This window comes from Comamonas brasiliensis (genome assembly GCF_018292285.1).
Lineage (GTDB): Bacteria > Pseudomonadota > Gammaproteobacteria > Burkholderiales > Burkholderiaceae_C > Comamonas > Comamonas brasiliensis.
In genome coordinates this window covers 24,691-46,798 of record NZ_JAANES010000003.1, presented here as the reverse complement: position 1 = coordinate 46,798, position 22,108 = coordinate 24,691, and the positions used below count along the sequence as shown (strand labels likewise).

The following is a 22,108-nucleotide window of genomic DNA, read 5'->3' as shown; positions in this document are numbered from 1 at the left end:
GTACCGCCTTTCAGGCGGAAGGCAGACATGCAGGGTTGCTCGCGCGTTGTCAGGCTGCTTGCCTGGCGCCGCGTCGCTAAACTGAAACCCGCGGCTTGCATGCGTGAGTCGCGGCAGAAATAGGGAGGACAGGATGCGCACATTCGATGAGATGTATCTGAACTCGCCCGCCGAAGGTGCAGCGGTGCGAGACCACTATCGGGACTATGCGCAGTGGCTGGGCAAGCAATCGCAGGACTATCTGCGTGCCCGCAGTGCCGAGGCGGAAATCGTGTTTCGCCGCGTGGGCATCACCTTTGCCGTCTATGGCGACAAGGACGAGAGCGGTGCCGGTACGGAGCGCCTGATTCCGTTCGATCTGATCCCGCGCATCATTCCGGCCCATGAGTGGACCAGCATGCAGGCCGGTCTGGCCCAGCGCGTGAAGGCGCTCAACTGCTTCATCCGCGATGCCTACCACGGCCAGGACATGGTGCGCGCCGGCTTGATTCCGACGGAACTGGTGCGCGGCAACAGCCAGTACCGGCCCGAGATGGAAGGCATACAGGTGCCCAACGATGTCTATGCCAATATTGCCGGCATCGACATCGTGCGCGCCCCCGATGAGCAGGGCAAAGGCATCTACTACGTGCTCGAAGACAATCTGCGCGTGCCATCTGGCGTTTCCTACATGCTGGAGAACCGCCGCATGACCATGCGCCTGTTCCCCGAGCTGTTCGGCAAGCACGCCGTGGCGCCCGTGGCCCACTATCCCGACATGCTGCTCGACACCCTGCGCGCCAGTGCGCCCTCTGGCGTGCTGGAGCCGACGGTGGTGGTGCTGACGCCTGGGATGTACAACAGCGCCTATTTCGAGCATGCCTTCCTGGCCCAGCAGATGGGGGTGGAGCTGGTCGAAGGCCAGGATCTGGTGGTCGAGAAAGACGTGGTCTATATGCGCACCACCCAGGGTCTGCAGCGTGTGGACGTGATCTATCGTCGCGTGGACGACGATTTTCTCGACCCGGAAGTCTTCAGGCCCACATCGACGCTCGGTTGCAAGGGCTTGATGCGCGCCTACCGCGCAGGCAACGTCAATATCTGCAATGCCGTGGGCACGGGCCTGGCCGATGACAAATCGGTGTATCCCTATGTGCCGGAGATGATCCGCTTCTATCTGGGAGAGGAGCCCATTTTGCAGAACGTCCCGACCTGGCTGTGCCGCAAGGAGGACGACCTCAAATACGTGCTCGACCATCTGCATGAGCTGGTGGTCAAGGAGGTGCATGGCGCCGGCGGCTACGGCATGCTGATCGGCCCGGCAGCCACCAAGGCCGAGATCGAAGCCTTCCGCCGGATGCTGGTCGGCAACCCGTCCGGCTATATCGCGCAGCCCACGCTCTCCCTGTCGACCTGCCCGACCATGGTGGAAAAAGGCATAGCTCCGCGTCACATCGACCTGCGGCCCTTTGTGCTCACGGGCACCGAAGTCAATATGGTGTCCGGTGGACTGACGCGCGTGGCGCTCAAGCAGGGCTCGCTGGTGGTGAATTCATCCCAGGGCGGTGGAACCAAGGACACCTGGGTGCTGGAAGATCAAGAGGGAGGCCATTGATGTTGTCACGTACCGTCGATCACCTTTACTGGACGTCCCGCTGCACCGAGCGGGCAGAAAAAAAGGCTGCAAGCATTTTTTCAACAGAGTATGGCGCGCGCGTTCAGCGCGTGCGGGGTTCTCTGCCCAAGGAGGGCCTATGCTGAGCCGTACCGCCGATCATCTTTACTGGATGTCCCGCTACACCGAGCGGGCAGAGAACACCGCGCGCATGCTCAGCGTGGCCTATGAAACCGCCATGCTGCCGCAGGCCATCCATGATGCGCATCGTGGCTGGCAGAGCGTGCTGTCCATCAGCGAGCTGATCCCAGCCTTCAAGGCGCAGTTTCCGGTGGTGGACCGCGAGTCGGTACTGCAGTTCATGGTTTCGGACGAAGCCAATCCTTCCTCCATCTTTGCCTGTCTGAAGGCTGCGCGCGAGAACGCGCGAGCCGTGCGCGGGGCGCTGACCACGGAGTCCTGGGAAACGCAGAATCAGACCTGGCTGGCACTGCAGCGCCACTTCGGCAAGGATGCCTGGAAGAAAGATCCGGCACAGTTCTTCGAATGGGTCAAATACCGCTCGCACCTGTGGCGCGGTGTGTCGCTGGGCACCATGCTGAAGGACGAGGCGCTTCACTTTGTGCGCCTGGGCACTTTTGTCGAGCGGGCCGACAACACGGCGCGCTTGCTGGATGTGAAGTTCCACTCCATAGAGCGCGACTACCATGGCATGCCGCGCGGTCGCGCCCTGATGAACTTCGACTTCTATCACTGGAGCGCGCTGTTGCGCAGCGTCTCGGCCTTCGAGGTCTACCGCAAGGTCTACCGCGATGTGATCACGCCCGAACGCGTGGCCGAACTGCTGATGCTGCGCGCCGACATGCCGCGCTCGCTGCTGGCCAGCATGCATGAGGTGGTCAAGAACCTGGAGCGGGTGGCCAACGACCATTCGCAGGAAACCACGCGCAAGGCCGGGCGCCTGCTGGCCGATCTGCAGTACGGCCGCATCGACGAGATACTGACCACCGGCTTGCACGCCTATCTGACGCAGTTCCTCGACCGCGTCAACGATCTGGGCTCGGGCATCAGCAGGGACTTCCTGATGCCGACCTGAGACAGACGGCGCTCAAAACAAAAGCGGCCCAGAGGCCGCTTTTATCTTTCAACGCGAAGCCGAACTTACTCGATCTCGCCCATCAGCGACTGCAGATAGTTCTGCGTGCCGACCTTGTCGATCAGGTCGAGCTGGGTTTCGAGGAAGTCGATGTGCTCTTCGGTGTCGTCCAGGATCTTCTGCAGCAGATCGCGCGAAACATAGTCACGCACGGATTCGCAGTGCGCGATGCCGTCCTTGATGGTTTGCTGCGCGGCTTGCTCCAGGCGCAGGTCGCAGGCCAGGGCTTCCGGCACGTCCTCGCCGATCTGCAGCTTGCCCAGATCCTGCAGATTGGGCAGGCCGTCGAGCATGAAGATACGGTCCATCAGCCAGTCGGCATGCTTCATCTCGCCGATGGATTCCTCGTATTCCTTCTTGGCCAGCTTGTCGAAGCCCCAGTGCTTGTACATGCGGTAATGCAGAAAGTACTGGTTGATGGCGGTCAGTTCGTTCTTGAGCTGGGCTTGCAGCCAGGAAATGACTTGTGCATCACCTTTCATGGGGGACTCCTTCTCGGGCAGTTGTTGTTCGCGTCGATTGTCCATGCTTTATGAGGCAAATCAAACAAAGCCCATGTCCGCGCGAATTGGCTGCATCTGATGCGCGTTCTCGTTTAGTTTTGGGGAGGTGCTGCCCGGCTTTGACGCAGTGATGACAACAAAAGCTATGAGCGTGATTGAAGGACTATTGGCTTGAACCACCTGGTTTCAGCCCACAATAGAAAGCTGGGCTGCACAGCGGTGCAGCTTGACTTCAGAAGCCGGGAATCTTGTTTAATAGCTTTTGAAAATCGATTTAATGAAATCAATCGATTGGTTTTATTAAGTGGGTCGCTCTAAACTTCATCCTGTCTTCAAACACTAACCACAAGGAAACAGCAAATGTCTCTGATCAACACTCAAGTTCAACCTTTCAAGACCGAAGCCTATGTGAACCGCAACGGCAAGGGTGAATTCATCACCGTGACTGAAGAGAGCCTGAAGGGCAAGTGGTCTGTGGTGATCTTCATGCCCGCCGCCTTCACCTTCAACTGCCCCACCGAAATCGAAGACGCCGCCAACAACTACGCCGAGTTCCAGAAGGCCGGTGCCGAGGTCTACATCGTGACCACCGACACCCACTTCTCGCACAAGGTGTGGCACGAAACTTCCGACGCTGTGGGCAAGGCCAAGTTCCCCCTGGTTGGCGACCCCACACACCAGCTGACCAACGCTTTCGGCGTGCACATCCCCGAAGAAGGCCTGGCTCTGCGCGGTACCTTCGTGATCAACCCCGAAGGCGTGATCAAGACCATGGAAGTGCATTCCAACGAAATCGCTCGTGACGTGTCCGAAACCCTGCGCAAGCTGAAGGCTGCCCAGTTCACCGCCGCCAACCCCGGCCAGGTGTGCCCCGCCAAGTGGAAGGAAGGCGCCAGCACGATCACTCCTTCGCTGGATCTGGTCGGCAAGATCTAAGCCTGATACCTATCGGCTGAGCGTGCAAGCGCTCTGAAAGCCGGACGACGTTCAGGCGCGTGCTGCCCGTCCGTCCGGCTTTTTTTCGCCCAGTTTTTGCTTTCATGGGCGGGCAAAGGCCTCAAAAGCACTTTGCTGCATTGCATCAACAACTCTAAATTCAAAGGAATCCACCATGCTCGACGATCAACTCAAAGCCCAACTCGCCGCCTACCTGGAACGCGTGCAGCAGCCGTTTGAGCTGGTGGCTTCTCTGGATGACAGCGAGACCAGTGCACAGATGCACGATCTGCTGAAAACCATCCAGTCGCTGCGTAGCGACAAGATTTCCCTGCGCACTGACGGCAGCGACGCCCGCAAGCCTTCGTTCACGCTGCAGCGTCAGGGCACGGCCACCCAGCTGCGCTTTGCTGGTCTGCCTCTGGGCCATGAATTCACCTCGCTGGTGCTGGCCCTGCTGTGGACGGGCGGCCATCCTCCCAAGGTGGAGCAGGACGTGATCGACCAGATCAAGGCGCTCGATGGCGACTTCAACTTCGAGGTCTACATGAGCCTGAGCTGCCACAACTGCCCCGATGTGGTTCAGGCACTGTCGCTGATGGCGATTCTCAACCCCAAGGTCAAGACCACGGTGATCGAGGGCGGTGTCTTCCAGAAGGAAGTGACCGAGCGCGAAATCATGGCCGTGCCCATGGTGTTCATGAACGGCAGCGTGTTCGGCTCCGGCCGCATGAGCATCGAGGAAATCGTGGCCAAGCTGGACACCGGTGCCGCCTCGCGTGACGCCGCCAAGCTGTCGGCCAAGGAAGCCTTCGACGTGCTGATCATCGGCGGCGGCCCTGCTGGCGCGGCAGCCGCCGTGTACGCCGCTCGCAAGGGCATTCGTACCGGCGTGGCGGCCGAGCGCTTCGGCGGTCAGGTCAACGACACGCTGGCGATCGAGAACTACATCTCCGTGCTGGAGACCGACGGCCCCAAGTTCGCTGCGGCCCTGGAAGCCCACACCCGGGCCTATGACGTGGACATCATGAACCTGCAGCGCGCCGAGAAGCTGATTCCCGCTGCGCAGCCCGGCGGTCTGGTGGAAGTGCAACTGGCCAATGGCGGCTCGCTCAAGGCCAAGACCGTGATCCTGTCCACCGGTGCGCGCTGGCGCAATGTGAATGTGCCCGGAGAAGCCGAGTACAAGAACAAGGGCGTGGCCTACTGCCCGCACTGCGACGGTCCACTGTTCAAGGGCAAGCGCGTGTCGGTGATCGGCGGCGGCAACTCCGGCATCGAAGCTGCGATTGACCTGGCGGGTCTGGTGGCTCATGTGACGGTGGTGGAGTTCGCCGATCAGCTCAAGGCCGATGCCGTGCTGGTCAAGAAGCTGCACAGCCTGCCCAATGTGACGGTGATCACCAATGCCCAGACCACCGAGATCACCGGTGCCAACGGCAAGGTCAACGGCCTGAGCTACAAGGACAGGGCAACGGGCACCGAGCACCATGTGGAGCTGGAAGGCGTGTTTGTGCAGATCGGCCTGGTGCCGAACACCGAATGGCTCAAGGGCTCGGTGGAGCTGAGCAAGTTCGGCGAAATCATTGTGGATGCCAAGGGGCAGACCAATCTGCCCGGGGTGTTTGCCGCCGGCGATTGCACCACGGTGCCTTACAAGCAGATCGTCATTGCCGCTGGTGCCGGTGCCACCGCAGCCCTTTCGGCCTTTGATCATCTGATTCGCAACTAAACGGTCTTCATCGCTTGCAGGGAAAGCGATGATGGCTATCAAAAAAAGGACTGCCTAGGCAGTCCTTTTTTGCTTTTGAACGGGTGCTGAGAGAATGACATTGCCGCCGGAATCGTCAGGGGCTCTGGCGCTCATGACATCGGGTTTGCCGACACCGGCGGCTCGTGACAACAGACAGAGGTGCAAGCAGCAGCCATGCGCCCAGACGCAATTCCCGTTTTGTAACGAAGTTATTTGTAGTTGAGAATTATTCGCATATACTGAGCGCCATTCAGCCAGCCAATGCCGTGCCAGCTACAGGCCGCGAAGCCTCTGACGTTTCGACCTGTGGCCATTGACGTACCTATCAGAAGCCAGCTCTTTTCAATTTCTATGAATAAAGAGGGTTTCTGGTATGGCTTCCGCCACCGCTTTGCACGCCCGCGCCTCGCTGGCGCCTAGCTCCAATCTCCGTCCACTGGCGCTGGCCTGCGCACTGGCCTGCGCCGCCATTACGGCCCAGGCGCAGCAGCAGTCTGCCGAATCCGTCCAGGTCGCGGCGGCCCGCGCCGACCGCAGCACGCCCGTGCTGCGCGATGTGGTCATCAGTGCATCGCGCGACGAACAGGACGCCGACAGCCTGCCCATGACGGTGGACGTCATCGATGCCAAGCAGATGGAAGAGGAGCAGATCAACGATATCCGCGAGCTGGCGAGCAAGCTGCCCAATGTGACCGTGCCGCGCAGTCCGGCGCGTTTCACGTTGGCCGGCGCCCCGACCGGGCGCGACCAGAACAGCGGCTTCAATATCCGTGGCCTCGAAGGCAACCGCGTGCTGATGCTGGTCGATGGTGTGCGTCTGCCGCGCAGCTACACCTTCAGCGCCAATGCCTTTGGCCGTGACTACATGGATCTGGGTCTGATACAGCGTGTGGAAATCCTGCGCGGTGCCGTGCCTGCGCTCTATGGCTCGGACGGCATGGGCGGCCTGGTCAATTTCATCACCGTGCAGCCCGACGATCTGCTCAAGGACGGCAAGACCATTGGCGGTCGCGTCTCGGCCAGCTATGACGGCTCTGACAACGGCAAGCGCGTGGGGGCGACGCTGGCGGGCCGTGCCAGCCAGGAATGGAGCTGGCTGCTGTCGGCCGGCATAGGCCGCTCCAGCGCGCTGGAAAACATGGGCAGTAACAACAGCGAGGGTGCTCTGCGCACCACGCCCAACCCCGAAACGGACAAGAGCCATTCTTTGCTGGGCAAGCTGGTCTACACACCATCGGCCGTGCAAAAACATGTGTTCGTCCTGGAGGGCGTGGACAAGCGAGCCGACTACGACCTGCTGTCGGCACGCAGCGCCACGGTGACGGATTCCAAGTCGAATACCTCGATGAAGCGCTGGCGCGCTACCTGGCAGGGGCAGTGGCAGCAGTTGGATACGGCACTGGCCGACGAGCTCAAGCTGATGGCCAGCTATCAAAGCACGAGTTCGCGTGAGTTCGTGACCGAAACCCGCACCCCGCCTTTGGCCTATCGCGAGCGTGATGTGACCTATGACGAGGACGCGCTGCAACTGCACGCCCAGGCTGGCAAGACGCTGCGCTGGAGCAATGGCCTCAGCGGCAAGTTCAGCTATGGCGTCGACTATCTGCGTGGCAAGGTGGTCAACGAGCAGAACGGCATCACGCCACCGGCAGGCGAGAGCTTTCCGCTCAAGCGCTTTCCCGACACCACGGAAACTTCGAGCGCGCTGTTCGCCCAGGCCGAGCTGCACTACGGTGCTTTCAGCCTGACGCCCGGATTGCGGGCCGAGCACTACAGCATCAAGCCCAAGCAGCAGGGCTTTGGCGGCACGGTGGTCAGCAATTCGGACTCTGCCGTCTCCCCCAAGCTGGGCGCCATGTTCCAGATGAACGATGCCTGGTCGGTCTACGGCAACTATGCCGCCGGTTTCCGCGCGCCCAATGCAGGCCAGGTGAATGCCTTCTTCGAGAACCCGCTGGCCTTCTATCGCAGCATTCCCAACCCCGATCTCAAGGCGGAAAAAAGCAATACCTTTGAGCTGGGCCTGCGTGGCCGCATGAATGCGCTGCGACTTGATGCCGCAGTCTTCACGGGCCGCTACAAGGACTTCATCCAGGATCAGGTGCTGGTTTCCGGCAACTATGGTGACCGCAACAATCCGGCCACCTTCCAGTCCGTCAATCTGAATCGCGTGCATATCAGCGGCTTCGAGCTCAAGGCCGACTACGACTGGGGCAAGTTTGCCGGTGGCGACTGGCGCACCAATGCCGCCTATGGCTACACCAAGGGCACGGACAAGAGCACCGACCTGCCCGTGGACACCATCTCGCCGCAGCAACTGGTGCTGGGCGTGCGCTACGACCGCTCGAATGTGGGCGTGCAGTTCAGCGCCTCGCACTGGGCCGGCAAAAAGGCCGGGGATGCCGCAGCCAATGCCTGGCTCAGCCCCAGCGCCACGGTGCTGGATCTGAGCGCTCAATGGCGCATCCGTCCCGGCACCCGCCTGAACGTGGGCGTCTACAACCTGACCGACAAGAAGTACTGGCGCTGGTCCGATGTGCGCAGCCTGACCAACACCACGCAGATTGCCGACGCCTATAGCCAGGCCGGCCGCTATGTGCGTGTGTCCCTGGTTCAGGACTTCTGATTTTGTAGCTGAAAGCGCTTGTTTGGTAAGCGCTTGAGATCTGTTTGACTCAAAAACTGCGGGAGTGTGCCATGTCTGTTTATGAGAACACCGCCAATGCCCAGAGTGCCTCTGGCAGTCGCGATGAGGAATATCTGCTGACCGAGGGCGAAGCCCAGCTGGCCACGGTGCTGGCGTTGATGACCGGTTTCAGCCAGGGCTGCTGTGCGGTGCACCGTGCACCCATGGCCCAGCGCGTGGCGGACCAGTTGGTGCGCATGACCGAAGGCCTGGACGGCAGCGAGCGCTCTGACGACATGCGTCACTTTCTGCAGCGGCTGGGGCAGCGCTGGGCCACCGTGGCCCAGGTGCTGGCCCAGTCCGAGCCTGATTCCGAAGTCGAAGCCCAGGCTTCGGCTCCCCGTTCCGACGACGAGTTTTCCAACCCACAACCACACTGGCATCACAGCCCGGAGACCCTGCAATGAACGCCATCACATTCCCCGAAATCCAGACCATGACCGCAGTGCAGATTCGTGAGCAATTTGCCCAGAAACGCCTGCAAGGCCTGCGCGCCAAGGATGCCGCCGAAGCCCTGCAGCTGAGTGAAGGCGCGGTGATTGCCGCACATGGTGGTGAGCATGAACGCGCGCTGCAGGCGCTGCCGCTGCGCGCCGAATGGCTGGACATCCTCAAGGCCCTGGAGGCCTGCGGCCCGGTGATGGCGCTGACGCGCAACGAATCCACCGTGCATGAAAAAGACGGCATCTACCAGAACCTCTCGGCCCAGGGGCCGGTCGGTCTGGCGCTGAGCCGGGAAATCGATCTGCGCCTGTTCTTCATGCACTGGCATGCCGGCTTTGCCGTGACCGAGGAGTCCGCCAATGGCGGCCGCCCTGCCATGCGCAGCCTGCAGTTCTATGACGCGGCCGGTCGTGCCGTGCACAAGGTGTTTGCACGCGAGGCCACGGACATGGCGGCCTGGAATGCACTGGTCGAGCGCTTTGCCGAGCCCTCCGCAGGCTATGTGTTCCGCGAGCCTGCGGCCAAGCCCGCGATCAAGGCCGACGCCGAGATCGACGTGCCCGCGCTGACCCAGGCCTGGACCGATATGAAGGACACGCATGAGTTCTTCGAGATGCTGCGCAGGTTCGGTGCCGAGCGCCAGCAGGCCTTCCGTCTGGTGCCCCAGTACTGCGAGCGCCTGAGCACCGACGCGGTGGCACAGCTGCTGGGCGATGCGGCGGTGGATGGCGTCTCCATCATGGTGTTTGTGGGCAGCAGCGGCTGCATCCAGATCCACACCGGCCCCGTGAGCAATATCCAGCCCATGGACGGCAAGGATGGTGTGCGCTGGATCAATGTGCTGGACAAGGGCTTCAACCTGCATCTGCGCACCGACCTGATCGCCAATGTCTGGGTGGTGCAGAAACCCACCAGCGATGGCGTGGTGACCTCGGTCGAGGCCTTTGATGCCGAAGGCAACAACATGGCCATGTTCTTCGGCGAGCGCAAGCCCGGTCAGCCCGAGCTGCAAGGCTGGCGCGATCTGGTGGCCGGTCTGCCGCGCAAGGCGGCAGTGGCGGAGGCTGCATGAGCACGGCCCGCATTTCCCGGCGCCAGGGTCTGCAGTGGCTGGGTGCGAGCGTTGCGGGCACGGCCTTGCCGGGGCTGGCGCAGGCCGCCTCTGCAGCTGCCGCACCCGGAGCCAAGCGACTGGTGTCGCTCAGCGGAGCACTGACCGAGGTGGTCTATCTGCTCAATGCCCAGAACCTGCTGGTGGGCACCGACACCACCAGCCTGTTTCCCGAAGCGGCGCAAAAAACCGCCAAGGTCGGCTATGTGCGCCAGCTCTCGGCCGAAGGTCTGCTCTCGCTCAAGCCCGATGCGGTGATCGCAACCAGCGAGGCCGGTCCGCCCGTGGTGCTCGATCAGATCCGCCAGGCGGGCGTGCGTGTATCGCTGGTTGCGGCCAAGCACAACTGGGCCGAAGTGCAGGAAAAGGTCAAGGTCGTGGGCCGCGAAACCGGCCGCATGGCCGAGGCCGACCAACTGCTGGCCCAGCTCGAAGCGCAGTGGAGCAGCGTGCAGGCCCAGGTGGCCAAGGCCCAGCGCAAGCCGCGCGTGCTGTTTGTGCTCTCGCATAGCGGCAGTCCGCAAGTGGCGGGCAAGGGCACGGCAGCCAATGCGCTGATCCAGTACGCGGGCTGCGTCAATGCCATCGACCAGTTCGACGGCTACAAGCCCCTGACTGCCGAAGCCATGGCCAGCGCCGCGCCCGAAGTCATCATCAACACCACGCAGGGTATCGAGGCTCTGGGCGGCGAGGCCGCCTTCTGGAAGCGGCCCGAGCTGGCCCTGACGCCAGCCTTTGCCAAGAAGGCGTTGGTGACGCTGGAGGCTAGCCACCTGCTGGGCTTTGGCCCGCGCCTGCCCAGTGCCGTGCAGGCTTTGCATATGCGCGCACTGCAGTGGGTGGCCTGATGGGCGGGCTGACTGGTGTCATGGGTGCCAAGCCGGTACCGGGTGCGTCCGCGACTCCATCGCGCTGGCGCACGCCGGCCGGGCGGCTCAGCCGCGGTGCCACGCTGCTGCTGGGCCTGGCGCTGGTGCTGCTGGCCATGGTCTGGGGCGCGGCCAGCGGTGCCTATGCGATTGCGCCTGCGCAGTTGCCCGGCATTGCCTGGGACGGAATTCGCAGCCTTTGGGGTGGCGATGTGCAAACCGGGCCCGAACATCTGGTCTTTCTCAATATCCGCCTGCCGCGCCTGCTCATGGGCGTGGCGGCCGGCGCCGGACTGGGGCTGGCCGGCGCGTTGATGCAGGGGTTGTTTCGCAATCCGCTGGCCGACCCCGGGCTGATCGGCGTGAGCAGCGGCGCGGCCCTGGCCGCCGGCATCACCATCGTGCTGGGCGGCATGTATCTGCCCTGGCTGCCGCGTCATCTGGGCAGCTGGGCCCTGGTGGCCATGGCTTTTGGCGGTGGTCTGGCCGTGACCGCCGTGGTCTATGTGCTGGGTCAGGTCCAGGGCACGACCCGCATCGGCCTGATGCTGCTGGCCGGCATTGCCATCAATGCGCTGGCCGGTGCCGGACTGGGCTTTCTGAGTTTTGTGTCCACGGACGAGCAACTGCGCAATCTGCAGATGTGGCTGCTGGGTAGCCTGGGCGCCTCGCGCTGGAGTGCGGTAGCCCTGGTGTCGGCGGCTGTGGCGGTCAGCGCGGCGGCGGCGCTGGCGCTGGCCAGGCCGCTGAATGCGATTGCCCTGGGTGAAGCCCAGGCCAATCTGCTGGGCGTGGCCGTCGAGAAAACCAAGCGCCGCGCCGTGATGGTTGCTGCGCTGGCCGTGGGCGCCGTGACCGCGACCACCGGCATCATCGGCTTCATCGGTCTGGTCGCGCCGCACTGGGTGCGGCTGATTGCCGGTCCCGATCATCGCGTGGTGCTGCCGGGATCGGCCCTGCTGGGGGCTGCGCTGGTGGTCAGCGCCGATGCTGTGGCGCGCACCATCGTCAAGCCGGCCGAGCTGCCGCTGGGCGTGCTCACCGCGTTTATCGGTGTGCCGCTGTTTCTGGCCATGCTGCGCCAGTTCAGGAGCAAGGTATGAGTGCGCACCAAGGGTTGTCCAGCCTCGAATGCCGCAATCTGGGCGTCGGCGTAGCCAAGGGGCCGCGCCTGGCGACGGTGGATGTGCGGATTCCGGCCGGGCGCTTTACCGCCATCCTCGGCCCCAACGGCGCCGGCAAGTCCACGCTGATGTCCATGCTGGTGGGCGAGCGCGCGCCGCAGTCGGGGCAGGTCCTGCTCGACGGGCAGGCGCTGTCCGCGCATGCGATGGAGGGACTGGCACGTCGTCGCTCCGTCATGCCCCAGGATTGCAGCGTGGCCTTTGACTTCACGGCCCAGGAGGTGGTGGAGCTGGGACGTTATCCGCATCGTCATCAGCCCGGCACCGGGGAGGCGCAGATTCCGGCGCAGGCCATGGAGTTGACCGGGGTCGATCATCTGGCGCAGCGCAGCATCAACACGCTATCGGGCGGTGAGAGGGCGCGCACCCATCTGGCCAGGGCGCTGGCACAGATCTGGCAGCCGCCCGCCGACGGCGCGGCGCGCTGGCTGCTGCTGGACGAGCCCACCGCTGCTCTCGACCTTGCCCATCAGCACCATGCCATGCGCCTGCTGCGCCAGTGGGCGGGGCAGCAGGGCGCAGGCGTGGTGGCGGTGATTCACGATCTGAACCTGGCCTTGCGCTATGCCGACGATGTGCTGGTAATGGGCGGTGATGCCGGAGTGCATCACGGTGCGGTGCTGGATGTGCTCCAGCCTGCGCTGGTGCGCCAGGTCTGGGGCATGCAGTGCGATCCGGTGCGCAGCAGCGACGGCGCGCTGCAATATATTTTTGTAGCTGATACCGCTTTACCTGCTTGAAATTTCAGAAGATTGCATTGAATTTTGAAGCCAGTCATGCGCAGGCTGCTTCAGATTCAATAGCTAACGACCTCGCTGTCACTGTCTGTCAATGCGTATGCACCGTCAGCGCAACCAGTTTGAGCACCAGCGGCCGCACCATCATCACGCAGAAGAACGCCACCGGCATGGCCAGCGCGTAGGCGCTGAACACGCGCCGCACATAGCCGCTGTCAAAGCCGGTATTGGCCGCCACGATGGTGCAGCACATCAGGAAGGCCATGATGCCGGCCATGAAAAATGCAAAGACAAACGGCGTGTAGCGTCGGTGCAGCTTGAGCGTCGAAAGTCTGGATGGGGAAGAGCTGGTAGAGGAATTCATGAAAATGATGTCGGAAATGCATTCCGCGTTGTCGCGGCGGGAGCAGGGGCTGTCAGCGGTTAGGGCCGAATGCATGGATGGAAAACAGGGCTGAACTGTAAGTACCACAGGCGGTCTGCGGTAGAGGCCCGGGACTTGTTGCACTCATAAGCAGATCTTTCGAATCCAATTGGGGATACATTCGCAGTCATGCCGAATCTGCGAGCCATAGAAACCTTTGTCAAAGCGCTGGAGGGTGGCTCCATCGCCTCGGCCGCGCGCCAGCTGGGTATTTCGCCCGCCGCAGCCAGCCAGAACATCGCGCGGCTGGAGCGCGAACTGGGCACGCGCCTGATCACCCGCACCACCCGGTCCATGGCCTTGACCGAGGCCGGCGAGCGCTATCTGGCGCGCGTCGCGCCGGTGCTCGACGAGCTCGAAAAAGCCCAGTCCGATCTCTCGCTGATTCATGGGGAGCTGCAAGGCCGCTTGCGTATTGCCTGCATGTCCGCCTTCGGTCGCCATATGCTGGCGCCGCTGCTGCCGGCGTTTACCGCGTTGCATCCGCGGCTGGAACTGGAGCTCCTGATCACGGACCGGCATGTGGACGTGCTCAAGGAAGACGTGGACATCAGCGTGCGCTACCGCGATGTGCTGGAGCCCGGCATGTCGGTGCGGCTGCTGGCCTCGGCGCCGCGCATTCTGTGTGCCTCGCCCCGGTATCTGCAGCAGCACGGCAGACCGCAGACGGCGCAGGATCTGCTCGAGCACGCCTGCTTGCTGTACCGGCGCGAGCGCGATGGCAGGATCATGCGCTGGCCCTTTCTGCGCGATGGCCAGCGCACCGATCCGCAGCAGAAGATTGCGGCCATCGGCAGCGATATCGATGCCCTGGTGGAGTTCGCCGCTGCCGGTGGCGGCATCGCCTGGGCCGGCAGCTTCATCGTCCATGAGGAGCTGCGCAGAGGGCGGCTGGTACCGCTGGCACTCAAGCCGGCGCGCAAGGGCCAGCTGCAGTTCGAGGATGTTCCGCTGGACTTCTTCGCCTGCTTCAAGGATCGCCAATATGTGCCCACCAAGGTCCGCGCGCTGGTGGACTATCTGCTGCAGGTACTGCCGCAGCAGCCCGTCCTGCGTTGAGCGAGGACACTGCGTGGCGCTTGCATTACCCGTAGTTCTTGACGCAGGCGCGGGCTAAGTAAGGGCGGCCGAGCAAGAGCCGCCTCGCAGCGAGGGCTGCGTCCCCTTGGGGAAGCGGCGAAGCCGCTCAGGGGGAGGCTTAATGTCCCAGGTGCTGCGGCAGCACCTCCTGCAAGATGGTGGTGGCAATCTCTTCGATCGACTTGGTGGTGCTGGACAGCCACTCGATGCCGCTTCTGCGCATCATGGCCTCGGCCTCGGCCACCTCGTAGCGGCAGTTCTGCAGGCTGGCGTATTTGGAGTCCGGGCGGCGCTCGCTGCGGATGGCTGAGAGGCGGTTCGGATCGATCGTCAGACCGAACAGCTTGGCGCGGAACGGAACCAGGGCGGGCGGCAGTTGCTTGCGGTCGAAGTCTTCGGGGATCAGCGGATAGTTGGCGACCTTGAGACCGAACTGCATGGCCAGATACAGGCTGGTGGGCGTCTTGCCCGAGCGGCTCACGCCCACCAGGATCACGTCGGCACCCGTCAGATCGGTATTGGTCTGACCGTCATCATGGGCCAGCGTGTAGTTGATGGCCTCCATGCGCTCCAGATATTCCTTGCTCTCGCTGATATCGGCAAAGCGGCCCACGCGGTGCAGCGACTTCTGGCCCAGCTCCACTTCCAGCGGCCGGACAAAGGTGCCGAACATGTCGAACAGCTTGCCCTTGCAGTTGGCTTCAAGGAATTCCAGCATTTCCTGGCTCACCAGCGTGGTGAAGATGATGGGCTTGCGCTTCTCCACCTCGGCCACATGGTTGATCTGGCGCACGGCCTGGTGCACCTTGTCCATGGAGTCCACAAAGGGCACGCGAATGATGCGTGGCTTGCTCTCGAACTGGGCCATGATGGCCGTGCCGAAAGTCTCTGCCGTGATGCCTGTGCCGTCAGAAATGACAAAAATTGTATGGGTATGCATGGTGCGCGCTGTTATTAGGTGGGACCTGTGCAGGCAATGCCATGTCCCGGACTCTGAATCTGGTTTGAGCCACGCGAGGCTTGCTGGCTCAGCCTACAATGGCGCCCATTATTCCCAAATTCAAGCCCATGCTCGTTGACGGTCGATATCCAGAACAGCAAAGCACTGCATTCAAGCAGCATGGGTTCGCGTGCCCTGGCCATTCAGCCCAGCGCCGCCTGCGTACCGGTTTTTAACTTTGGAGCTCCCCATGTCTCAACTGTTCGAAGCGACCGCGCTGGTCGTTCCGTTTGAAAAACTGAGAATGTCTGATGTCGAGTCCGTAGGCGGCAAGAACGCCTCGCTCGGCGAAATGATCTCGCAACTGCCTCAGGGCGTGCGCGTGCCTACCGGCTTTGCCACCACGGCCCATGCCTTCCGCGAGTTCCTGGCCTTTGAAGGCCTGGCTGGCAAGATCTCTGCCAAGCTGGCCGCACTGGACGTGGACGATGTCCGCGCTCTGGCCGCTGTGGGCGCTGAAATCCGCGCGATGGTGGAAAGCCAGCCTTTCCCCGCCGATCTGGAACAGGCCATCCGTGAAGAATTTGTCCGTCTGCAAGGCGGCAATGCCGAGGCATCGTTTGCCGTGCGCTCTTCCGCCACTGCAGAAGACCTGCCCGATGCATCGTTTGCCGGCCAGCAGGAAACCTTCCTGAACGTGGTGGGCATCGAAGACGTGCTGCACAAGATGAAGGAAGTGTTCGCGTCGCTTTACAACGACCGCGCCATCTCCTACCGCGTGCACAAGGGCTTCGAGCATGATGTGGTGGCCCTGTCCGCCGGCGTGCAGCGCATGGTGCGTTCCGACAAGGGCGCTGCCGGCGTGATGTTCACCATCGACACCGAATCCGGTTTCGAGGAAGTGGTCTTCATCACCTCCAGCTACGGCCTGGGCGAGACCGTGGTGCAGGGCGCCGTGAACCCCGACGAGTTCTATGTGCACAAGCCCATGCTCAAGGCTGGCAACAAGGCGCTGATCCGCCGCAATCTGGGCTCCAAGCTGATCCAGATGATCTTTGCCACACCCGAGGAAAAGGCTGCCGACGGCAAGCTGGTCAAGACCACCGATGTGGCCCACGAGCTGCGCAACCGCTATTCGCTGACCGACGAGGAAGTGCAGCAACTGGCGCATTACGCGCTGGTGATCGAGCAGCACTACGGCCGTCCCATGGATATCGAATGGGGCAAGGACGGCACCGACGGCCAGCTTTACATCCTGCAGGCGCGCCCTGAAACCGTGAAGAGCCAGTCCAAGGGCCAGGCCGAGCTGCGCTACAAGCTCAAGGGCACGGGCACCGTGCTGGCCGAAGGCCGCGCCATCGGTCAGAAGATCGGTACCGGCCCCGTGCGCCTGGTGTCCGACATCTCGCAGATGGATCAGGTGCAGGCCGGCGACGTGCTGGTGACCGACATGACCGACCCCAACTGGGAGCCCGTCATGAAGAAGGCTTCGGCCATCGTCACCAACCGCGGTGGCCGTACCTGCCACGCCGCCATCATTGCACGCGAGCTGGGCATCCCTGCCGTTGTGGGCTGCGGCAATGCAACCGATCTGCTCAAGGCCGAAACACTGGTTACCGTGTCCTGCGCGGAAGGCGATACCGGCAAGATCTATGACGGTCTGCTGGAAACCGAAGTGACCGAGGTCAAGCGTGGCGAGATGCCCAGCATCCCCACCAAGATCATGATGAACGTGGGCAATCCCCAGCTGGCTTTCGACTTTGCCCAGCTGCCCAATGAAGGCGTGGGTCTGGCCCGCCTGGAATTCATCATCAACAACAATATCGGTGTCCACCCCAAGGCCATCCTGGACTATCCAGCTGTTGACGCCGACCTGAAGAAGGCCGTCGAGTCCGTGGCCCGCGGCCATGCATCTCCCCGTGCGTTCTACGTGGACAAGGTGACCGAAGGCGTGGCAACGATTGCTGCCGCTTTCTGGCCCAAGCCCGTGATCGTGCGCATGTCCGACTTCAAGTCCAACGAATACCGCAAACTGATCGGCGGCAGCCGTTACGAGCCCGAGGAAGAGAACCCCATGCTGGGCTTCCGCGGTGCAGCGCGTTACATCTCGGCCGAGTTCGGTGAAGCATTCAAGATGGAATGCGAAGCCCTGCTTCGCGTGCGTGAGGACATGGGTCTGACCAACGTCAAGATCATGATCCCCTTCGTGCGCACCCTGGGCCAGGCCAAGCGCGTGACCGAGCTGCTGGCCGAAAACGGCCTCCAGCGTGGCAAAAACGGCCTGCAGCTGATCATGATGTGCGAAGTGCCTTCCAACGCCGTGCTGGCCGAGGAGTTCCTCGAATACTTCGACGGCTTCTCCGTGGGCTCCAATGACCTGACCCAGCTGACCCTGGGCCTGGATCGCGACTCCGGCCTGGAGCTGCTGGCTGCCGACTTCGACGAGCGCGACCCCGCCGTCAAGAAGCTGCTGGCTCGCGCCATCAAGGCCTGCCGCGATCAGAACAAGTATGTGGGCATCTGCGGCCAGGGCCCTTCGGACCACCCCGACTTCGCCAAGTGGCTGGCCGATGAGGGCATCTCCTCCATCTCCCTGAATCCTGACAGCGTGGTCTCCACCTGGCAGAAGCTGGCTGAATAAGCCTTCGCATCGCCGTGCGGACGCATCACGCGCCTATGCATGACGATGCCGCGTCGGATGCCCCGCGACAGGCATTCGATGCTTTCGGCAATCCGGTGGAGGTGACCTTCCCGCCGGATCTGCACGATACGCACCACCTGAGACTCAAGGCCTTGCTGCTGAGCGTCTGGGTGGTGTCTTCATTTGGCACCTGCTACTTTGCGCGCGATATCCAGGCGCTGATGCCGGACTGGCCCGTGGCCTACTGGATGGCGGCCCAAGGGGCGGTCCTGATGTTCCTGTTGATCATCGTGGTCTATTGTGTGGCCATGGATTATTTCGAACGCCAACAGGCGCGTGACGAAGCGCGCAAGCGGCCTGCGGCTCACCAAGCCTCTCTCCCCGCAACCGACCCTCATGCCTGAGCGGCCCGTTCTGAGCCGCGCCTACCACTGGCGGCTGCATCGCATTCTGTTTCTCTATGTGCTGGGAACGGCGGCCTTTTTGCTGACCATGCTCTGGGCCGAGGAGCGTGGGCTGTCGCGGCACTGGATCGGGCCTATCTTTCTGTTTTCCACGGTGATGGTTTACGCGGCCATCGGTGTGTACTCGCGCACCAGTGATGCCGAGGAGTATTTCGTCGCCGGCCGGCGCATTCCGCCTTTCTACAACGGCATGGCTGCTGCTGCCGACTGGATGAGCGCAGCCTCGTTCATCAGTCTCTCCGGCGCGCTTTATCTGCAAGGTTTTTCGGGGACCGGCACACAGCCTGGTGGGCTGGCCTATGTGCTGGGATGGACGGGCGGGTTCTGCCTGGTCGGCATGCTGATTGCCCCCTATCTGCGGGCCATGAATCTCTATACCGTGCCGGATTTCTTCCAGGCGCGCTATGGCGGGCGCTGGCCGCGCATCATTGCCGCACTGGCCGCCATTACCTGTTCGTTCACCTATGTGGTGGCGCAGATCTATGGCGTGGGGCTGATTGCCGCACGCCTGACCGGCGTGCAGTTCGAGATCGGCATCATGCTGGGTCTGGGCGGCGTGCTGCTGTGCTCGTTCCTGGGCGGCATGCGGGCGATCACCTGGACCCAGGTGGCGCAATACGTGGTCATCTTGCTGGCCTTCATGCTGCCGGTTTCCTGGCTGGCCTACAAGCAGCTGGGCAACCCCTGGGCGCAGCTGGCCTACAGCCAGCAACTGGGCAAGATTGGCGCCATGGAGCAGCAGCTGCTGTCCTCAGAGGCCGAGCAGTCGGTGCTGGAGGCCTACCGCACCCGCGCCCAGGTGCTGCAGGCCAAGCTGCGCGATGTGCCCAATGTGCTGGCCGCCGAGCGCCAGGCCCTGAGCGAGCATATCCGCGAGCTGCGCACCAGCAGCGGCAATATCGGCGCCATCATGACCGCCAGCCGGGAGCTGGCCGCCATGCCCAAGGATGAGGTGGCGGCACGCGAACTCTGGAGCCGCGAGCTGCACGAGGCCTATGAGCGGGCCAAGCCGCTGGGCGGCATGCCGCTGCAAAGTCAGCCTTTTGCCGGGGATCCGGATGGTTCGCCGGCCGAGCGCAAGGCCTACGAGGAAAGTCGACGCAATTTTCTGGCGCTGATGTTCTGCCTGATGGTCGGCACGGCCGGGCTGCCGCATCTGCTGACACGCTACTTCACGGTTCCCTCGGTGTCGGCGGCGCGTACCTCGGTGGCCTGGTCGCTGTTCTTTATCGGTTTGCTGTATCTCGGCGCACCGGCCTTGGCCGTGCTGGTCAAGTTCGAGGTCATGAGCAATCTTGTGGGCACGCATTTCGATGCCTTGCCCAACTGGATAGCACAGTGGTCCAGGGTCGACAGCTCGTTGCTGGCCGTCGAGGACATCAATGGCGACGGCATCTTGCAGTTCGGCGAGATTCGCATGGGGGCTGACCTCATCATGCTGGCTACGCCGGAGCTGGGCGGCATGCCTTATGTGCTCTCCGGTTTGGTGGCGGCGGGTGGGTTGGCAGCGGCATTATCGACGGCCGACGGTCTGCTGCTGACGATCAGCAATGCCCTGGTGCGGGACCTCTACTTCCAGGAGCGTCAGCGCCTGGATACGCGCAAGCGGCGTGTCTCGCCCGAGCAGCGTGTGATTCTCTCCAAGTTCGCATTGCTGCTGGTGGCGCTGTCGGCGGCATTTGTGGCTGCGCGGCGCTCTTCGGACATTCTTCCAATGGTCTCGGCCTCGTTCTCGCTGGCCGGCTCGGCTTTTGTGCCGGCCATGGTGCTGGGCATCTTCTGGCGCGGCACCACGCGCCGTGGTGCGGTGGCCGGCATGTTGCTGGGCCTGGCCGTGACGGTGTACTACATGGTCTCTCATGTGCCGGGTCTGCAGGGGGTGCTGCCTCCGGCACTGCGCGGCGAGGCACTCTGGTGGGGCATTCAGCCCATCTCGGCCGGTGTGTTTGGCGTGCCGGCAGGCTTGCTCACCATATTGCTGGTCAGCTGGTGGGAGCAGCGGCGGGCAAGCGTTCGGCAGAACTCTTGATTCGATAGCTGCCAGCGCTCTTCAATAAAGGGATTGAGATGGCTTTCATGTGGTTTTTTCGCAGAGTCTGATCTGGCTCAGTCCGGAGCTAGCTTGCAGGAAAACCCGCTTTTCAGGCACCGTCACAGCTGCCACTCTGCATGTCTAAAAGCAATTCAATGCATAGAGGGGCGGGGGCGATGTATTTAGTCAAAACACCCGAGGGCCAGCAGGCCTTCAAGGAGCGCCATGCCGATCTGAGCCAGCGGCTGCGCTCGGCCTTTTTGCTGTTTGACGGTCAACGCAGTCTGATGCAGGTGCTGGAGGCGACCTCGGCGCTGGGAGTGGTCAAGGACGATATTCTGGCCCTGGTCGACAGAGGCTGGCTGGCCACGAGGGAGTCTTCCGCCGCAGCGTCAGCTTCGGAGAGCGGCTCCCCCTCCCTGGCCCCGGCCGAGCTCGGGTCAGGCGTCGGTCAGAAGCGCTACCAGAAGGCCTACCCCATGGCCGTGTCCATCACGGGTGCATTGGGGCTCAAGGGCTTCAGACTGAATCTGGCCGTGGAGGCCGCCATGGGCTATGAGCAACTGGTGGAGCTGGCGCCGCGCATACGCGATGCGGCGGGTGACAAAGCCTATATGCCGCTGCACAGAGCGCTGTTCGAGGCCGATGCGTAGGCTGCCGATGCAGGGCATTTCCCAAAGAAAAAGCGGCCTCGCAGGGCCGCTTTTTTAGTGGACGGAGCCTGGGGCTCAGACCGCCAGCAATTCCACATCGAACTTCAGCGTGGCGTTGGGGGGGATCACGCCGCCGGCGCCGCGCGCGCCATAGCCCAGGGCTGCCGGGATCAGCAGCGTGCGCTGACCGCCGACCTTCATGCCTTGCACGCCTTCGTCCCAGCCCTTGATGACCATGCCGGCGCCCAGGGGGAAGACGAAAGGATCGTTGCGGTCCTTGCTGGAGTCGAACTTGGCGCCTTGCACGCCATTGTTGTAGAGCCAGCCGGTGTAGTGCACGGTCACGTTCTGACCGGCCTTGGCTTCGGTGCCTTCGCCAACGACGGTGTCTTCATATTGCAGGCCGGAGGCAGTAGTGTTGAATGCCATGATGGATTTCCTTTCAGCACAAAGCAGAAAAAGGCGATGGAAAAAAGGGCCGGCCAAGCTCGCTTGGGGCCCTTGGATGATAGTGGTGTCCGCTTGCCGCCAGTCCCCCGGCCGCAACAGCGGCAAGGTTTACTTCTTGGCGCGCGCCGCAACCCAGCGGTTGGCAAAGGCCTGCACGTCGGACAGGCGCTTGAGCAGGTCTTGTCCGGTCAAGGTCACGGTGTAGCCGTCGCTGCCATGTTCGAGCAGGCCACATTCACGCAGTTCCTTGATGCGCGTGTTCAGCGTGTTGGGAGTGATGCCGCCCACGCTGTCTTGCAGCAGTCGGAAGGTCTGGGGATGACCATCCCGCAAAGCCCACAGCACGCGCAGCGCATAGCGGCATTCGAGCTTCTCGAACAGCTGGTTGATGGCGGCGTTTTCCTTGGAGCTCATGGACGCTTCTCCTTGCGCAATGATGTTGTCGAGCTGG

21 protein-coding genes are annotated in these 22,108 nt (G+C 62.6%); 16 read left to right on the top strand and 5 right to left on the bottom strand.

Annotated elements, in window-relative coordinates:
• Positions 1–133 precede the first annotated feature (133 nt).
• The 3 genes from DJFAAGMI_RS12865 to DJFAAGMI_RS12855 are packed head-to-tail and all read left to right on the top strand — an operon-like array spanning position 134 to position 2,690.
• A complete protein-coding gene (locus tag DJFAAGMI_RS12865; protein WP_211457455.1) occupies positions 134–1,594 on the top strand; it encodes a circularly permuted type 2 ATP-grasp protein in 1,461 nt (486 codons plus the stop codon).
• Complete coding sequence (locus DJFAAGMI_RS25185; RefSeq protein WP_211457454.1) at positions 1,594–1,740, top strand: alpha-E domain-containing protein; 147 nt, start codon at positions 1,594–1,596, stop codon at positions 1,738–1,740. Before DJFAAGMI_RS12865 ends, DJFAAGMI_RS25185 begins: the two co-directional genes overlap by 1 nt.
• On the top strand, positions 1,734–2,690 hold the full coding sequence (locus tag DJFAAGMI_RS12855) for an alpha-E domain-containing protein (RefSeq protein ID WP_003057653.1): 957 nt from the start codon (positions 1,734–1,736) through the stop codon (positions 2,688–2,690). The genes DJFAAGMI_RS25185 and DJFAAGMI_RS12855 overlap by 7 nt, the downstream gene beginning before the upstream one ends.
• A 65-nt stretch (positions 2,691–2,755) precedes the next feature.
• Here the strand turns inward: DJFAAGMI_RS12855 and bfr are convergent, their stop codons facing one another.
• A complete protein-coding gene (gene bfr / locus DJFAAGMI_RS12850; RefSeq protein WP_167005391.1) occupies positions 2,756–3,232 on the bottom strand; it encodes a bacterioferritin in 477 nt (158 codons plus the stop codon).
• A gap of 381 nt (positions 3,233–3,613) precedes the next feature.
• Here bfr and ahpC point away from each other — a divergent pair, with 381 nt between their 5' ends.
• The 8 genes from ahpC (at position 3,614) to DJFAAGMI_RS12810 (ending at position 12,976) form a co-directional block, all read left to right on the top strand.
• Complete coding sequence (ahpC, locus tag DJFAAGMI_RS12845) at positions 3,614–4,189, top strand: alkyl hydroperoxide reductase subunit C (protein WP_003057651.1); 576 nt, start codon at positions 3,614–3,616, stop codon at positions 4,187–4,189.
• A 175-nt stretch (positions 4,190–4,364) separates the two neighbouring features.
• The gene (gene ahpF, locus DJFAAGMI_RS12840; RefSeq protein ID WP_211457453.1) at positions 4,365–5,921 is read left to right on the top strand and encodes an alkyl hydroperoxide reductase subunit F; all 1,557 of its coding nucleotides are present in this window, start codon (positions 4,365–4,367) and stop codon (positions 5,919–5,921) included.
• A gap of 394 nt (positions 5,922–6,315) precedes the next feature.
• On the top strand, positions 6,316–8,568 hold the full coding sequence (locus DJFAAGMI_RS12835; protein WP_211457452.1) for a TonB-dependent hemoglobin/transferrin/lactoferrin family receptor: 2,253 nt from the start codon (positions 6,316–6,318) through the stop codon (positions 8,566–8,568).
• A 71-nt stretch (positions 8,569–8,639) separates the two neighbouring features.
• Positions 8,640–9,035 carry a hypothetical protein gene (locus DJFAAGMI_RS12830; RefSeq protein ID WP_211457451.1) on the top strand — a complete coding sequence of 132 codons (396 nt, stop codon included), beginning with the start codon at positions 8,640–8,642 and terminating at the stop codon, positions 9,033–9,035.
• On the top strand, positions 9,032–10,144 hold the full coding sequence (locus DJFAAGMI_RS12825) for a hemin-degrading factor (protein WP_211457450.1): 1,113 nt from the start codon (positions 9,032–9,034) through the stop codon (positions 10,142–10,144). The genes DJFAAGMI_RS12830 and DJFAAGMI_RS12825 overlap by 4 nt, the downstream gene beginning before the upstream one ends.
• Positions 10,141–11,031 carry a heme/hemin ABC transporter substrate-binding protein gene (locus DJFAAGMI_RS12820; protein ID WP_211457449.1) on the top strand — a complete coding sequence of 297 codons (891 nt, stop codon included), beginning with the start codon at positions 10,141–10,143 and terminating at the stop codon, positions 11,029–11,031. The genes DJFAAGMI_RS12825 and DJFAAGMI_RS12820 overlap by 4 nt, the downstream gene beginning before the upstream one ends.
• 20 nt (positions 11,032–11,051) lie before the next feature.
• The gene (locus DJFAAGMI_RS12815) at positions 11,052–12,155 is read left to right on the top strand and encodes a FecCD family ABC transporter permease (RefSeq protein WP_249334290.1); all 1,104 of its coding nucleotides are present in this window, start codon (positions 11,052–11,054) and stop codon (positions 12,153–12,155) included.
• Positions 12,152–12,976 carry a heme ABC transporter ATP-binding protein gene (locus DJFAAGMI_RS12810; protein WP_211457447.1) on the top strand — a complete coding sequence of 275 codons (825 nt, stop codon included), beginning with the start codon at positions 12,152–12,154 and terminating at the stop codon, positions 12,974–12,976. Before DJFAAGMI_RS12815 ends, DJFAAGMI_RS12810 begins: the two co-directional genes overlap by 4 nt.
• Before the next feature lie 88 nt (positions 12,977–13,064).
• On the opposite strand, the gene DJFAAGMI_RS12805 is transcribed toward DJFAAGMI_RS12810, so the two are convergent.
• Positions 13,065–13,337: a DUF2798 domain-containing protein gene (locus tag DJFAAGMI_RS12805; RefSeq protein ID WP_053282249.1), complete on the bottom strand. Its 273-nt coding sequence runs from the start codon at positions 13,335–13,337 to the stop codon at positions 13,065–13,067.
• 189 nt (positions 13,338–13,526) lie between these two features.
• On the opposite strand from DJFAAGMI_RS12805, the gene DJFAAGMI_RS12800 reads away from it, so the two are divergent.
• Positions 13,527–14,456, top strand: a complete 930-nt coding sequence (locus tag DJFAAGMI_RS12800) for a LysR family transcriptional regulator (RefSeq protein ID WP_211457446.1) — start codon at positions 13,527–13,529, stop codon at positions 14,454–14,456.
• Positions 14,457–14,595: 139 nt separating this feature from the next.
• Here DJFAAGMI_RS12800 and ppsR read toward each other — a convergent pair whose 3' ends face one another.
• Complete coding sequence (gene ppsR, locus DJFAAGMI_RS12795; protein WP_043004345.1) at positions 14,596–15,417, bottom strand: posphoenolpyruvate synthetase regulatory kinase/phosphorylase PpsR; 822 nt, start codon at positions 15,415–15,417, stop codon at positions 14,596–14,598.
• Between the two features lie 250 nt (positions 15,418–15,667).
• Between ppsR and ppsA the strand changes: the two genes are divergently transcribed.
• The 4 genes from ppsA to DJFAAGMI_RS12775 all read left to right on the top strand — a co-directional run bounded on the left by ppsA (position 15,668) and on the right by DJFAAGMI_RS12775 (position 21,207).
• Positions 15,668–18,058 carry a phosphoenolpyruvate synthase gene (ppsA, locus tag DJFAAGMI_RS12790; protein ID WP_211457445.1) on the top strand — a complete coding sequence of 797 codons (2,391 nt, stop codon included), beginning with the start codon at positions 15,668–15,670 and terminating at the stop codon, positions 18,056–18,058.
• A 35-nt stretch (positions 18,059–18,093) separates the two neighbouring features.
• Complete coding sequence (locus tag DJFAAGMI_RS12785; RefSeq protein ID WP_211457444.1) at positions 18,094–18,462, top strand: DUF4212 domain-containing protein; 369 nt, start codon at positions 18,094–18,096, stop codon at positions 18,460–18,462.
• Positions 18,455–20,551 (top strand): VC_2705 family sodium/solute symporter, encoded by a 2,097-nt coding sequence (locus DJFAAGMI_RS12780; protein ID WP_211457443.1) that lies wholly within the window; start codon positions 18,455–18,457, stop codon positions 20,549–20,551. The genes DJFAAGMI_RS12785 and DJFAAGMI_RS12780 overlap by 8 nt, the downstream gene beginning before the upstream one ends.
• Before the next feature lie 179 nt (positions 20,552–20,730).
• Positions 20,731–21,207 (top strand): hypothetical protein, encoded by a 477-nt coding sequence (locus DJFAAGMI_RS12775; RefSeq protein ID WP_211457442.1) that lies wholly within the window; start codon positions 20,731–20,733, stop codon positions 21,205–21,207.
• A gap of 75 nt (positions 21,208–21,282) precedes the next feature.
• Here the strand turns inward: DJFAAGMI_RS12775 and DJFAAGMI_RS12770 are convergent, their stop codons facing one another.
• Positions 21,283–21,636, bottom strand: coding sequence for an FKBP-type peptidyl-prolyl cis-trans isomerase (locus DJFAAGMI_RS12770; protein WP_003057626.1), 354 nt, complete (start codon positions 21,634–21,636; stop codon positions 21,283–21,285).
• Between the two features lie 129 nt (positions 21,637–21,765).
• Positions 21,766–22,071: a winged helix-turn-helix transcriptional regulator gene (locus DJFAAGMI_RS12765; protein WP_003057624.1), complete on the bottom strand. Its 306-nt coding sequence runs from the start codon at positions 22,069–22,071 to the stop codon at positions 21,766–21,768.
• Between the last annotated feature and the right edge of the window lie 37 nt (positions 22,072–22,108).

Bases quoted from the DNA above. Each gene is read 5' to 3' on its own strand.
- DJFAAGMI_RS12865 (WP_211457455.1), top strand. From the start codon at position 134: ATGCGCACATTCGATGAGATGTATCTGAACTCGCCCGCCGAAGGTGCA.
- DJFAAGMI_RS25185 (WP_211457454.1), top strand. From the start codon at position 1,594: ATGTTGTCACGTACCGTCGATCACCTTTACTGGACGTCCCGCTGCACC.
- DJFAAGMI_RS12855 (WP_003057653.1), top strand. From the start codon at position 1,734: ATGCTGAGCCGTACCGCCGATCATCTTTACTGGATGTCCCGCTACACC.
- bfr (WP_167005391.1), bottom strand. From the start codon at position 3,232: ATGAAAGGTGATGCACAAGTCATTTCCTGGCTGCAAGCCCAGCTCAAG.
- ahpC (WP_003057651.1), top strand. From the start codon at position 3,614: ATGTCTCTGATCAACACTCAAGTTCAACCTTTCAAGACCGAAGCCTAT.
- ahpF (WP_211457453.1), top strand. From the start codon at position 4,365: ATGCTCGACGATCAACTCAAAGCCCAACTCGCCGCCTACCTGGAACGC.
- DJFAAGMI_RS12835 (WP_211457452.1), top strand. From the start codon at position 6,316: ATGGCTTCCGCCACCGCTTTGCACGCCCGCGCCTCGCTGGCGCCTAGC.
- DJFAAGMI_RS12830 (WP_211457451.1), top strand. From the start codon at position 8,640: ATGTCTGTTTATGAGAACACCGCCAATGCCCAGAGTGCCTCTGGCAGT.
- DJFAAGMI_RS12825 (WP_211457450.1), top strand. From the start codon at position 9,032: ATGAACGCCATCACATTCCCCGAAATCCAGACCATGACCGCAGTGCAG.
- DJFAAGMI_RS12820 (WP_211457449.1), top strand. From the start codon at position 10,141: ATGAGCACGGCCCGCATTTCCCGGCGCCAGGGTCTGCAGTGGCTGGGT.
- DJFAAGMI_RS12815 (WP_249334290.1), top strand. From the start codon at position 11,052: ATGGGTGCCAAGCCGGTACCGGGTGCGTCCGCGACTCCATCGCGCTGG.
- DJFAAGMI_RS12810 (WP_211457447.1), top strand. From the start codon at position 12,152: ATGAGTGCGCACCAAGGGTTGTCCAGCCTCGAATGCCGCAATCTGGGC.
- DJFAAGMI_RS12805 (WP_053282249.1), bottom strand. From the start codon at position 13,337: ATGAATTCCTCTACCAGCTCTTCCCCATCCAGACTTTCGACGCTCAAG.
- DJFAAGMI_RS12800 (WP_211457446.1), top strand. From the start codon at position 13,527: ATGCCGAATCTGCGAGCCATAGAAACCTTTGTCAAAGCGCTGGAGGGT.
- ppsR (WP_043004345.1), bottom strand. From the start codon at position 15,417: ATGCATACCCATACAATTTTTGTCATTTCTGACGGCACAGGCATCACG.
- ppsA (WP_211457445.1), top strand. From the start codon at position 15,668: ATGTCTCAACTGTTCGAAGCGACCGCGCTGGTCGTTCCGTTTGAAAAA.
- DJFAAGMI_RS12785 (WP_211457444.1), top strand. From the start codon at position 18,094: ATGCATGACGATGCCGCGTCGGATGCCCCGCGACAGGCATTCGATGCT.
- DJFAAGMI_RS12780 (WP_211457443.1), top strand. From the start codon at position 18,455: ATGCCTGAGCGGCCCGTTCTGAGCCGCGCCTACCACTGGCGGCTGCAT.
- DJFAAGMI_RS12775 (WP_211457442.1), top strand. From the start codon at position 20,731: ATGTATTTAGTCAAAACACCCGAGGGCCAGCAGGCCTTCAAGGAGCGC.
- DJFAAGMI_RS12770 (WP_003057626.1), bottom strand. From the start codon at position 21,636: ATGGCATTCAACACTACTGCCTCCGGCCTGCAATATGAAGACACCGTC.
- DJFAAGMI_RS12765 (WP_003057624.1), bottom strand. From the start codon at position 22,071: ATGAGCTCCAAGGAAAACGCCGCCATCAACCAGCTGTTCGAGAAGCTC.